Raw genomic sequence first — 12,794 nt, forward strand, 5'->3', positions numbered from 1 at the left:
AGTCTCGGGATTGTGCATCCCCAATGGCAATCCTGGTCAAGCATAGAAACCATAACCCGCTTCGCGTGTTGGTTTTTTGGGAAAGGGATTCACTGCTCCCGAAGTCTCGGGATTGTGCATCCCCAATGGCAATCCTGGTCAAGCATAGAAACCATAACCCGCTTCGCGTGTTGGTTTTTGGAAGGGGATTCACTGCACTACGCTTGTGCATCCCAAATGGGTGATCCTGGGCAAGCATGGAAACCATAACCCGCTTCGCGTGTTGGTTTTTGGGAAAGGGATTCACTGCTCCCGAAGTCTCGGGATTGTGCATCCCAAATGGGTGATCCTGGGCAAGCATGGAAATTATAACCCGCTTCGCGTGTTGGTTTTTAGGGAAAGGGATTCACTGCTCCCGAAGTCTCGGGATTGTGCATCCCAAATGGCAATCCTGGGCAAGCATAGAAACCATAACCCGCTTCGCGTGTTGGTTTTTGGGAATGGGATTCACTGCTCCCGAAGTCTCGGGATTGTGCATCCCAAATGGGTGATCCTGGGCAAGCATAGAAACCATAACCCGCTTCGCGTGTTGGTTTTTTGTTTCCTTCCGCCTCCTCGAAGTAAACTTCGGAGGCTATAGAAAACAAAAAACCCATAACTTTCGTTATGGGTTTCCTTTTGCGGAGAAAGAGGGATTCGAACCCCCGGAGGTGTGACCCTCAACAGTTTTCAAGACTGCCGCATTCGACCACTCTGCCATTTCTCCAGAATATCTTAGCGGGTGCAAATATAGAAACCTTTTTTGTAATCCCTAAATATTTTTTGTGATTTTTTTGTACACCAACTTTTGGCCCTTTTCATGGTCAGAAATAAGAGCCCAAAGCCATATCTTAGCTTTATCCCTTTGTATATTTGTAACCCTATGAATCTTTTTTTATTGGATCAAAACAGAATTGAGATAATAGGATTAATTTAGAGGGTTGCACGGATGACTAATGAACCAAGAGTGTGTGCAACATGTTTGCTATGCAGGTTAATGCTAGAAGAAATATATGTTCCCATAGCCATATGGTGGGATCATCGCTTTAATTAGGAAGGAAAAATGAAGGACAGTATTAAAAATTTGGAATGGCGTTACGCGGTTAAAAAGTTTGATTCGGAAAAAATACTTTCCGAAGAAAAGCTTGAAAGACTTAAAAAAGCGTTTAACTTGACTGCTACTTCCTATGGGCTGCAACCTATCCGTATGGTGGTGTTGAAGAATAAAGATTTACAGGAAAAGTTGGTCGCCAGCTCCTATGGTCAACAACAGGTATCCCAAGCCTCCCATGTATTGGTCATTTGTATAGAACGTGTGGTAGACAAGGATTTTATAGTGGAATATTTTACCCGGGTAAAAAATATTAGGAAAACCAGCGAAAGTATCATCAATCCCTTCGAAGATGCCTTGGTCCGTTCCTTTTCAAAAAAAGATATCAAGGAAGTCAAGGATTGGGCAACCAACCAGGCCTATTTGGCATTGGGCAATTTATTGACCGTTTGTGCCTTCGAGGAGATAGATTCCTGTCCCATGGAAGGATTTGAACCTGCTGCCTATGACGAATTATTGGGATTGGAACCCTTTGGACTCTCCTCGGTATTGGTGCTTCCCGTAGGGTATAGGGCAGAAGATGATATGTTTGCCGAAATGAAAAAAGTGAGGCGCTCCATGAAGGACAGTATTATAGATATTAATTGATACTACGGGAACCTCTTCCTTTTACCATGAACCTTGATTTTTTAAACTAATTTTTTACGATTTATATTTTATGCCGGGATTCGAACTTTTTGGAGATAAGGAAAGAGAACAGGTCAATGATGTTCTCAATTCAGGGGTTTTAATGCGTTATGGATTTGATGGCAAGAGAAACGGCCATTGGAAAGCAAAGGAACTGGAAAAGGCCCTCGCAAAAAGAATGATGGTGAAACACGCCCAATTGGTGAGCAGTGGTACGGCCGCTTTAACAGTGGCCATGGCCAGCGCAGGAGTAGGAGCAGGGGATGAGGTGATTATGCCCACCTTTACCTTTGTAGCTAGTTTTGAGGCCGTATTGGCCCTGGGGGCAGTTCCAATCTTGGTTGATATTGATGACACCCTCACCTTGGATCCCAAAGCGGTTGAAAGTGCCATCACAAACAGGACCAGGGTTATAATGCCGGTACATATGTGCGGCTCTATGGCCAATCTTAGGGCCTTGAAGGAATTGTGTGACAAGCACGACCTTATATTGGTAGAAGATGCCTGTCAGGCCATCGGAGGCAGCTATGAAGGGAAGCCTTTGGGCAGTTACGGGGATTTGGGGTGTTTTTCCTTTGATTATGTGAAGACCATTACCTGCGGTGAAGGTGGTGCCCTGATCACCAATGATGAAACGTATTATAAGAATGCCGACCACTATTCTGACCACGGGCATGACCATATTGGAACGGATAGGGGGGCTGAAGGGCATCCATTTTTGGGCTACAACTATCGCATATCAGAACTCCATGCCGCTGTTGGGGTTGCCCAATTGAAGAGGCTCGATACCTTTCTGGGAATTCAGAAAAAAAATTACAATACGATTAAAAAGGCATTGGCCACCATTCCGGAGGTAACTTTTAGAACCGTGCCCGAAAATGGTGTGGAAAATTACTCCTTTATCAGTTTCTTCCTACCAACGGAGGACCAAGCGAGAAAGGTCCATACCTCCCTGACAACAGCTGGTGTGGATGCTTGTTTTTACTGGTATGACAACAATTGGCACTACCATCGCAAATGGGCACACCTGAAACATCTAAAAACACTGAGTTATCTCCCGTCAAAAGTCTATGACCACCTTCCCAATTACGATAAGGCCGATTTTTCAAAATCAGACTATTGGATGGGCAGGACAATCTCCTGCTTGATCAAATTGAGCTGGACGAAGGAAGAAGTAGGGCAACGGGCGCAAACCATGGCCAAAACCATTCGAGAGAATCTATAGATCTATTCTTGGATAAAGAATAACTAGTACTTTACGTATTCTTCAATAGTCAGGCCGTAACCAACAATACCTACCCTTTTGGTCTGGGCAGAATTGGTCATTAACTTGATCTTGGCAATATTCAGGTCGTGCAAAATCTGTGCACCAACACCAAAATCTTTGGCATCCATATCTATTTTTGGAGCCTTGAGTACCCCTTTGCTTTGTAGTTCCTTGAGCTCTGCAAGTCGCCCCAATAGATTCAACGATTGTGACTCCTGATTGATAAAGACAAACGCACCTTTGCCTTCGGCATTGATGGCATTGAACATATCCTCCAATTTTTTATCTGGATTATTGGTCAATGTGCCCAAAATATCATTGTTGACCAAGGTAGAATTGATCCTAGTGAGTACCTTATCATTTTTGGTCCAAGTACCTTTGGTCAGGGCTATATGGATCTGGTCATTTGTCGTTTGCTTATAGGCCCTTAATCTAAATTCCCCAAATCGGGTGGTGATATTGAAATCCTCCTTTTTCTCAATAAGGCTGTCATGTTCCATTCTATAGGCTACAAGGGCTTCAATGGACACAATCTTTAGGTCAAATTTTTTGGCCACTTCCATTAATTGTGGCAACCTGGCCATGGTACCGTCCTCATTCATGATCTCCACAATGATACCTGCAGGCTTCAATCCGGCCAAACGTGCAAAATCAATTGCCGCTTCTGTATGTCCTGTCCTTCTCAAAACACCACCTTCTTTGGCGACCAAAGGAAAAATATGCCCAGGTCTGGCCAAATCATGGGGTTTGGTTTCCGGTTGGGTCAAGGCGATAACGGTCTTGGATCTGTCAGCGGCAGATATACCGGTAGTCACCCCATTGCCTCTAAGGTCTACCGAAACGGTAAATGCAGTTTCAAGAGGGTCCGTATTATTGTTCACCATTCTATGGAGTCCCAATTCTTTGCAACGTCCCTCGGTCAAAGGGGCACAGATCAAACCTTTTCCGTGGGTAGCCATAAAGTTGACCAACTCTGGAGTAACCAGTTCCGCCGCAGCTAAAAAATCGCCTTCATTTTCCCTATTTTCATCATCAACAACGATAATTACCTTACCGTTTTTTATGTCCTCAATAGCATCCTCAATCGTATTCAGCTGTATCTTATCTTTCATCATGGGTATTCTAACTTTTTGCGGTTTGGAATATCTTCCTAAAAAACTGTTTGAAAACATCCGCAATATTTCCAAAACTCATTAATCCTTTATCGGCTGTGGCCCTTCTGGTCAATGATACGCCCAGTGGGAGCATGATCAATGTGGAGAGCCAAGCGCCTAGAACAGGGCTTATATTCCCTTCTTTGGCATAGTTGCCCGCAAAGACCCCAATAAAATAATAGGTAAGAAATAGCATAATGGCGATGACCATTGGCAATCCCAAACCTCCTTTTCTAATTATGGCACCCAATGGTGCACCAACAAAGAAAAGTATAACACAGGAAAGTGCCAAAGCGTATTTTTTGTGCAGGGAAAGGATATGGAGGTTGTAAATTTTATACTTTATTTCAATTTCCTGTTTCTTGCCCTCTACGGAGGTAAGGATATTGTTGGTAGAGTTTTTTGCAGAACTGATCAGTTGTGTCTGCTGCCATTCTTGATAAAGATCTATCACCTCCTCAATTTTTGGAGCCTTGGATTGGTCTGCCATCAGGGGCACAAATTTGCTGTCGGTCTGCTTTTTAGTGGTAGTATCCATCGGATTGGCAATGGGAATAAACGCTCCCATTCTATTGGCCACACTTTTGGAAAAAGTCTCCACGGTTTTAATATTGTCTTCCCGAATCGAATCTATATCCTTGCTCAATCGGGATATGTTCTTCATTTTATCCGTGCTCACGTCCCTTTCTTCCTCCATATCCACATTGTTGAGCTCCGACAGGTCCATGTTCATGGTGTAGGTCTCAAAATTTGATTTGGCAAAAGGATGTTTTTTGTTGTCACTACTGGATCTTGTCCTGACATCCTCATAATAATGGCCGTCCCTTAACACCAGTTGAAGAATGTCAGAATCCTCGCTACTCACCAATTCCCCAGTTTTAGCCTTGATGACCGTATTGTTGATATTGGTCTTGGATTTTTTATGGATGATGACATTTTCCAGGAACCGATCATTTTCACCGGATTTTTTGTCAACCTTGATATTCATTCCGGTGCCTTCAAAATCACTAAAAACCCCTTCGGCAATGGCCACGGCAGGTTTCACTTTGGCAATATTCTTCCTTAGGTTGTAAATTTTTTGCTCTGAAGCCGGGATGATGTTGTTCGCGAAGTAGAAGGTGACTCCCCCTAAAAATACAACTAAAATAATCAGCGGCAACATGGCCCTCTGCAAGGAAATCCCTGAGGCCTTCATTGCCGCAAATTCGTAGTTCTCCGCAAAGCTTCCGAAGGTAAGTATGGAAGATAGAAGCACTGTTAAAGGGAGTACTTTTTCCGTTAGATTGGGCATGAGGTAAAAGAGGAATTTACCAATGATGGCAATATCCAGTCCTTTACCGGCCAAATCATCAATAAATAGCCAAATGGTTTGAAATATGAAGATAAACATCAAAATGACAAACGAACTGACAAAATTAAAGACAAACCTCGATAGGATGTAACGGTCTAGTATCCTCAACTTTCTAATTTCTTATAATGTAGTACCCTTCTTTCTTGTACTTGCTTTCATCAAATGTAAATAAGGTTTTTGATAAAGGCTGGTCCGTTTTAAAAGAATTAACAGTAATCGTAGTCTTTGTCCCGTTTTTGCCGGTTTCAATGAGCCTATAGATGTGTTTTGTCTCTATGTCGATGCCCAAAAGGATTGATTTAATTTCAGAATGGGTATCAATAGGTGTAAGCTTAACATATTGGATTTTTCTCCCCTGTATGTTCTGAAGTACATCCCATTCGTAATTGTGGCCCGACTTGTAAAAAGTAAGCATTTTGGAAGGTGTAACCGTATTGGCATCCTCTGATTTGTTTTCTATGGTTACCTCCTCATTCTCTGGAACGATGGTATATACTTTTTTACCATCGTACAATTGTTGTGATCCCAGGTAGTTGAACAAATACTTGTCTCCTTGAAGGGTTACATCCCCTCGAGTTTCCTGGTTGATATTGGCTTCGGTATTTTGAAGGGCATATTTAAATTCCACATGGATATTTTTATATCCTTTTACCTTATTGTAAACCTCGTCCAGCAATGTTTTTGCTTTTGCCGAGTTTTGTGCCATGGAAAAGGCAGAGGTCAATAAAAATGCCAGTACAAATAATTTTTTCATCACGTTGTTATTTTTTTTCGTTTTCTAATAATTGATCTAATGCAAACATGTCCGGAACCAAAACCTGTCTGGCCTTGCTGCCTTCGAAGGAGCCTACAATTCCAGCGGCCTCCAACTGATCTATGATACGCCCTGCCCGGTTGTATCCCAGTTTAAGTTTTCGCTGAATCAGTGAGGCTGAACCTTGCTGTGCCACAACAATAACTTCTGCTGCTTCCCTGAACATGGCATCTCTTTCGGATATGTCATAATCAATACTTGTGCCAGAGTCGTCCCCGCCAACATATTCCGGTAAAATATGGGCATCTGGGTAGGCGCGTTGTGACCCTATATACTCCGTTATTTTGGCTACCTCTGGAGTATCCACAAAGGCGCACTGGATTCGGGTTACATCATTGCCCTGAGTGTACAACATGTCCCCTCTACCGATCAACTGGTCTGCCCCTTGAGCATCCAAAATGGTTCTTGAATCTATTTTGGAGGTTACCCTAAAGGCAATTCTAGCCGGGAAGTTGGCCTTGATGATACCCGTAATTACGTTCACGGAAGGTCTTTGGGTAGCGATGATCAAATGTATCCCGATGGCCCTTGCCAACTGCGCCAATCTGGCAATAGGTGTTTCTACTTCCTTACCGGCGGTCATGATAAGATCTGCGAACTCGTCGATTACCAATACAATATAAGGGAGGAACTTGTGCCCATCATTAGGGTTTAATTTTCTGGCCTTGAACTTGGTATTGTATTCCTTGATGTTGCGCACCATGGCATGCTTCAAAAGCTCGTAACGATCGTCCATCTCTATACAGAGAGAATTCAAGGTGTTTATAACCTTAGTGTTATCGGTAATGATCGCATCTTCTACATCAGGTAGTTTTGCCAAGAAATGTCTTTCAATTTTATTGAAAAGCGTCAATTCTACCTTTTTTGGGTCCACAAGAACAAACTTTACTTCCGCCGGATGCTTTTTATACAGTAAAGAGGTCAGTACCGCATTCAATCCTACAGATTTTCCCTGTCCCGTGGCACCCGCCATCAATAAATGGGGCATTTTCGCTAGGTCAACTACAAACGTTTCATTGCTAATGGTCTTTCCAAAGGCGATGGGCAATTCCATTTCTGCCTTTTGGAATTTTGGGGAGGCGATCACAGAGCGCATGGACACTATGGTCGCATTTTTGTTGGGGACTTCAATACCTATAGTCCCCTTGCCCGGGATCGGGGCAATGATCCTGATGCCCAAGGCCGCAAGGGAAAGGGCGATATCATCCTCTAAATTTTTGATTTTTGAAATCCTTACTCCTGCTTCGGGAACGATCTCATATAGGGTTACCGTAGGACCAATGGTGGCCTTTATCTGGGCAATTCCTATTTTATAGTTTCGTAGGGTCTCAACAATTTTGTTCTTATTTTCCTCCAGTTCCTCTTGGTTAATGGTAATGCCACCACCACTGGCCCCATGTTGGTCCAAGAGTTCAATGGTTGGAAACTTATAGTTGCCCAATTCCAGGGTAGGGTCGAACTCCCCAAAATCCTCCACCAATTTTTGGGACATAAGTTCGGTATCTTCCACCTCTTCTTTGATCTTTTCCACTTCCATGGAAATATCATCCTCGTCTTCATCCCCATCGTTGCCCACCTCTACTTTAAATCCATCATCGGCATCGTCCATCTGTAAGGGAGGGATATCTTTTTTGTGTGTATAGGTATCGATAACTTCCACGGGCCCTTCCTTTTCAGGGATGGTTTCCTCCTCTTCTTTATCCTCAGGTGCAACGGTAGGTTTTCTTTTGAAATCTTCTGCCAGGGAACTGCTTTTCTGTTTGAAATAATTGATGATGGCTTCAGGGGTAAAATGGAAGAGTCTCACCAAAATAATGGTAAGTCCGAACAATAACAATAGGAATACGCCTATTTTCCCCGCATAGTCCTGTAAAAAATCGTTCATTTCATACCCGACAATTCCACCTAATAAGGGTCTTTTTTCTGCAAAGAACCCCATGGTAATGGAAATCCAAATAATAAAAACAAGGCCCCAGATCCATTTTCGTAACAGCCCTTTTTTATCCAAGCTTAGGAAGAGGTGCAGTCCGGTGATGAAAAACAGAAAGGTGAATATCAGGGATGCCAAACCAAAACCTTTGTACACAAAGAAATGACTTATGGAGGCTCCAAATTTGTTCAGGAGATTTTTGGCTTGCTCGTTCCTGTCCGAAAACTCGCTCAAGAGGCTTTGGTCTGCCTGCCAAGTAAAATAAAAGGAGATAAAAGAAAAAAACAGGGCTATGCTGAAAAGCATCAATAAGCTTCCCAATATTATTTTATTCTTTTTGGACAACTTAAGTGACCATCCTTTCTTGGTAGTTGTAGGCTTTGACTTTTTTACCTTTTTTGCCATTAAATCTGATATTCTTAAGCGGCTAAATTACAAATTTAGAACGTAAGCCGATTCTACAATAGTTTTAAAAAATTTTTGGACAATAAATGATCAGGCCTGCAATGGATGCCGCTATGGATACCAGCATGACAGCCCCAGCAGAGATGTCTTTTAAAAATCCGATTTTTTGGTCGTATTCCGGCTGTACATAGTCAGCGAGTTTTTCAATGGCGGTATTTAGACCTTCCACCCCAAGGACTAGGGCAATGGCAAAGATCTGTAAAATCCATTCCGTACTCGAAATTTCAAAATAGAATCCGGCAGCGGTCATCAAAAGTCCAATAAATACCTGCACTTTGATACTGGCCTCTGTTCGGACCAATAGCAAAGCGCCTCTAAGAGCGTAACCGACACCCTTTATCCTATTTTTCAAGAACGATTCCCTAGGCATCCATCAAAGCTTCTAGTGCCGCCTTATAATTGGGTTCATCCACAATTTCAGGTACCAACTCGTTATACATGACTTGTCCTTGCTCATCGATGACAACCACTGCTCTGGAATGTAGGCTCTGTAAAGGTCCATCGGTAAATTCCAGACCATAGGATTTTCCAAAACTACCTTCCCTAAAATCGGACAACATTTCTACATTGTCTATCCCTTCCGCACCACAAAAACGTGCCTGAGCGAATGGAAGATCTTTGGATACGCATAAGACCACGGTATTATTTAATTCGGCGGCCTCTTTGTTGAACTGTCTGACCGATTGTGCACAGGTACCTGTGTCTATACTCGGAAAGATGTTCAGAACCACTTTTTTTCCTTTGTAGTTAGCAAGGGTAGCGAGTGACAAATCTGTCTTTGTCAAATTGAAATTCGGGGCTTGCGTTCCCAAGGCAGGAAGCTCACCCAATGTATTGATAGTATTTCCTTTTAGCGTAACCGCGGCCATATGAAGGGGTTTTAAAATTCGTGGTGAAATTATAAAATATATGTATGAAACCGGCGGTTTTGCCAACAAAAAAAGTCCTTCCATTTTTGGAAGGACTTTTATGATTCTGTTTTAGCATTTATTTGTCTATGGAACCAAGAACACGTTGCATAAACTGGTTCAGGGCCTCTTTTTTTGGCGTCCCTTCCTTTACGGCTTTGGCTACGTCCAAGGCGCCATACATATTGGAAATAAGTTCTCCAATGACATCCAGTTCCTCGTCTTTTAGAGAAGGCAACTCGGTAAGCGCTTCAAGGGTCTCAATGGTCTCAATGACAAAATCTTCATCGTTTTCCTCGATGAAAGTCGTCAGGTGCTTAATTATAGGTAACTTCACTGATCAGCTCTTTTAAAACGTCGTACTTATTTGTTTGAACCTGATTCTTTAATTTTCCACTGGTAAAGGCAGCAAACGTTGGTAAATTATCAACATTGGCAAGCTTTCTTGATTCTGGAAATTTTTCGGCATCTGCTATCACGAATGTGATGTTCTCATTCGCGGAAGCCTCTTTTTTAAATTTAGGCTTCATGATACGGCAGTTCCCACACCAGGTTGCAGAATATTGAACAACAACGTTTGTATTGTTGTCCAAAATCTCCTGTAAATTGTCTTTTTCCAATTCTAGTATCATAACTAATGCAATTTTTAAGTTGAAAAAAAAGCATGGGGCAAAAGCCCCATGCCATAATGCAGTATGCTTTAATTAGTTTGCGTGTGCAGAAAGGTAATTGGCAACACCTGCTCTATTGGCAGACATGGCGTCTTTTCCTTCTTCCCAGTTTGCTGGGCAAACTTCCCCTTTCTCCTGAACATGGGTATAGGCATCTACCAAACGTAAATATTCATTTACGTTTCTTCCCAACGGCATATGGTTGATGCCCTCATGGAATACAGTTCCTTCCTCATCGATAAGATAGGTTGCTCTATAGGTTACATTGTCACCTTCAACGGTCACAACTCCTGTTTCATCATCATATTGCTCGTTGGTAATGTCCAAGATGCCCAATGTTGAAGCCAGATTCCTGTTGCTATCGGCCAAAATAGGATAGGTAACCCCTTCGATACCGCCGTTGTCCTTGGAAGTGCTTAACCATGCAAAATGAACCTCTGCAGTATCACAAGAAGCTCCGATAACTATAGTATTTCTTTTTTCAAATTCTCCCAGCGCTGCTTGGAATGCGTGTAATTCTGTTGGACAGACAAATGTGAAGTCTTTTGGATACCAAAACAACAAAACTTTTTTGTTGTTATTCTTTGCTTCTTCCAAAACATTGATCTTAAACGTATCACCCAATTCATTCATCGCGTTTACTGATAAATTTGGAAATTTTTTCCCTACAAATGCCATATTCTATTTTGTTTAAATGTTAAATTCTTGTCACAAAATTACAAGGAATTAAAGGTCTGAGGTGTTAATGGAATTGGAAAATACTATGGAAGGATAATTTTTATAAATGCCGTTGGAGCAAGTTGGTAATTCTTGAATAATTAGCATTATTGAGGTGTCTCCCTTAAGGGTTTGCCAAAATACACTCCCTATATTTACGAAGAAGATTTTTTTTGGATTCGAACAATTTTCTGCATTCCGAATTCCTTAACGGATTTTTAAGTTTTGACAGTCAAAACCACTACACTGTCTCCGGAGTGGCCAATTGCTTGATCTTGATTCGTAAAGCGGCGAACAACAGCGTCATAAAAGGACTCAGCCAGTTAAAAATGGCGTAAAAGAAGTATTCGGCGACGCTAACACCCAAAACACCACTGTGATAGGCACCGCAGGTGTTCCAAGGGATCAGTACGGAGGTTACCGTACCTGAATCTTCCAACGTCCTACTAAGGTTCTCTGGTGCCAATCCTTTATCACTATATGCCTTGGCAAACATTTTACCGGGTACTACAATGGCCAAATATTGGTCTGAAGCCGTTACGTTCAATGCCAAACAACTGGCAACGGTACTTGCAAATAGGCTAAAGGTAGATTTGGCCATATTCAAAAGGGCACTGCTTATTCTGGAGAGTGCTCCAATGCCATCCATGATTCCGCCAAAGACCATGGCGCAAACGATCAGCCAAATGGTCCCGAGCATTCCCGCCATTCCTTTGGATGAAAATAGATCGTTCAGGGCTTCATTTTCCGTAGCAATATTGGTGTCGACCGTAATGGCGTTCATAATTCCTTTATAACCGGCCTCAAAGGACATTTCCGTCGCTTCGGTAATTCCCATGACAATTTCAGGTTGAAAGATTAAGGCAAAAACTCCTCCCAAAAGGGTTCCGATCAATAGGGCTAATAATGGGGGTGCTTTTTTTAAGATCAACAAGATTACGGCAACGGGTACCAAAAACAACCAGCCATTGATATTGAATGTATTGTCAATGGAATTCAAAATAGATTGGGTGTCGGCCGTTCCAGAGGTATCCAGTGAAAAACCCATGATGATAAAAACCACGAGGGTAACACATATGGTGGGAACTGTAGTGATCGACATATATTTGATATGGCTGAACAGTTCTCCTCCGGCCATGGCCGGCGCTAAATTGGTGGTGTCGCTCAAAGGGGACATTTTATCCCCGAAATAAGCTCCAGATAAGATGGCCCCAGCTGTCATTCCCAATGGGATGCCCAAGGTGTCGCCTATACCGATCAGAGCAATACCCACCGTGGCCGAAGTGGTCCAAGAGCTCCCTGTGGCCACTGAAATAACGGCACAGATGATTACACATGCGGCCAGAAATATGGTAGGGTTCAGGACCTGTAGTCCATAATAAATCATAGAGGGTATGATCCCACTGATCAACCACGTACCAGAAAGGGCACCTACCATTAATAAAATGAGAAGTGCCCCTGTGGTCGATTTTACATTTTCGGCAACTTCGGCCAGCATTTGGTCGTAAGAAACCTTATTGAAAACACCTACAATTGCAGCTACCGCCGCACCCATAAGCAGAATAAACTGGTTGGAGCCACTTAAGGCATCATCCCCATAAACAAAAACATTATAAGCTAACATGCCTACCAGTGCAAAAACTGGTATCAGGGCTTCCCAAATGTTTAATTCTTTATTTTTAACTATATTTTCGTCTTGTGGTTTAGAGGAATTAATGTCTTGACTCTGCATGAAACATATGTTAGTTACCTCGTAATATT

General features: G+C 42.5%; 14 protein-coding genes and 1 tRNA gene. 2 read left to right on the forward strand and 13 right to left on the reverse strand.

Features of this window, described 5'->3' with window-relative positions:
• The 3 genes from WAA86_RS02985 to WAA86_RS02995 form a co-directional block, all read right to left on the reverse strand.
• Positions 1-340 (reverse strand): hypothetical protein (locus WAA86_RS02985; protein ID WP_337299494.1); only part of this gene is annotated, 340 nt, incomplete at its 3' end.
• Positions 341-371: 31 nt separating this feature from the next.
• On the reverse strand, positions 372-635 hold the full coding sequence (locus WAA86_RS02990) for a hypothetical protein (protein ID WP_337299495.1): 264 nt from the start codon (positions 633-635) through the stop codon (positions 372-374).
• 25 nt (positions 636-660) lie between these two features.
• A tRNA-Ser gene (locus WAA86_RS02995) sits at positions 661-745 on the reverse strand.
• A 336-nt stretch (positions 746-1,081) separates the two neighbouring features.
• On the opposite strand from WAA86_RS02995, the gene WAA86_RS03000 reads away from it, so the two are divergent.
• Together WAA86_RS03000 and WAA86_RS03005 are read left to right on the forward strand one after the other, a co-directional pair.
• Positions 1,082-1,717 carry an NAD(P)H-dependent oxidoreductase gene (locus tag WAA86_RS03000; RefSeq protein ID WP_337299496.1) on the forward strand — a complete coding sequence of 212 codons (636 nt, stop codon included), beginning with the start codon at positions 1,082-1,084 and terminating at the stop codon, positions 1,715-1,717.
• Between the two features lie 70 nt (positions 1,718-1,787).
• Positions 1,788-2,981: a DegT/DnrJ/EryC1/StrS family aminotransferase gene (locus WAA86_RS03005; RefSeq protein ID WP_337299497.1), complete on the forward strand. Its 1,194-nt coding sequence runs from the start codon at positions 1,788-1,790 to the stop codon at positions 2,979-2,981.
• Positions 2,982-3,004: 23 nt separating this feature from the next.
• On the opposite strand, the gene ribB is transcribed toward WAA86_RS03005, so the two are convergent.
• The 10 genes from ribB to nhaC all read right to left on the reverse strand — a co-directional run bounded on the left by ribB (position 3,005) and on the right by nhaC (position 12,765).
• On the reverse strand, positions 3,005-4,138 hold the full coding sequence (gene ribB, locus WAA86_RS03010; protein WP_337299498.1) for a 3,4-dihydroxy-2-butanone-4-phosphate synthase: 1,134 nt from the start codon (positions 4,136-4,138) through the stop codon (positions 3,005-3,007).
• Between the two features lie 7 nt (positions 4,139-4,145).
• Positions 4,146-5,567, reverse strand: a complete 1,422-nt coding sequence (locus WAA86_RS03015; RefSeq protein WP_443217566.1) for an LptF/LptG family permease — start codon at positions 5,565-5,567, stop codon at positions 4,146-4,148.
• A gap of 73 nt (positions 5,568-5,640) precedes the next feature.
• A complete protein-coding gene (locus WAA86_RS03020; RefSeq protein ID WP_337299500.1) occupies positions 5,641-6,282 on the reverse strand; it encodes a LolA family protein in 642 nt (213 codons plus the stop codon).
• Positions 6,283-6,289: 7 nt separating this feature from the next.
• On the reverse strand, positions 6,290-8,677 hold the full coding sequence (locus WAA86_RS03025; protein WP_337299501.1) for an FtsK/SpoIIIE family DNA translocase: 2,388 nt from the start codon (positions 8,675-8,677) through the stop codon (positions 6,290-6,292).
• A gap of 64 nt (positions 8,678-8,741) precedes the next feature.
• Entirely contained in the window at positions 8,742-9,107 is a 366-nt protein-coding gene (locus tag WAA86_RS03030) for a diacylglycerol kinase (RefSeq protein ID WP_337299502.1), read from the reverse strand.
• Complete coding sequence (gene tpx, locus WAA86_RS03035; protein WP_337299503.1) at positions 9,100-9,606, reverse strand: thiol peroxidase; 507 nt, start codon at positions 9,604-9,606, stop codon at positions 9,100-9,102. The genes WAA86_RS03030 and tpx overlap by 8 nt, the downstream gene beginning before the upstream one ends.
• 118 nt (positions 9,607-9,724) lie before the next feature.
• Positions 9,725-9,982 (reverse strand): DUF6952 family protein, encoded by a 258-nt coding sequence (locus tag WAA86_RS03040; RefSeq protein ID WP_337299504.1) that lies wholly within the window; start codon positions 9,980-9,982, stop codon positions 9,725-9,727.
• Positions 9,963-10,277 (reverse strand): thioredoxin family protein, encoded by a 315-nt coding sequence (locus tag WAA86_RS03045; RefSeq protein WP_337299505.1) that lies wholly within the window; start codon positions 10,275-10,277, stop codon positions 9,963-9,965. Before WAA86_RS03045 ends, WAA86_RS03040 begins: the two co-directional genes overlap by 20 nt.
• A 72-nt stretch (positions 10,278-10,349) precedes the next feature.
• Entirely contained in the window at positions 10,350-10,994 is a 645-nt protein-coding gene (locus WAA86_RS03050) for a peroxiredoxin (protein WP_337299506.1), read from the reverse strand.
• Between the two features lie 280 nt (positions 10,995-11,274).
• Positions 11,275-12,765: a Na+/H+ antiporter NhaC gene (gene nhaC, locus WAA86_RS03055; protein ID WP_337299507.1), complete on the reverse strand. Its 1,491-nt coding sequence runs from the start codon at positions 12,763-12,765 to the stop codon at positions 11,275-11,277.
• Positions 12,766-12,794 lie beyond the last annotated feature (29 nt).

The organism is Sediminicola sp. 1XM1-17 (assembly GCF_037203765.1).
GTDB lineage: Bacteria > Bacteroidota > Bacteroidia > Flavobacteriales > Flavobacteriaceae > Sediminicola.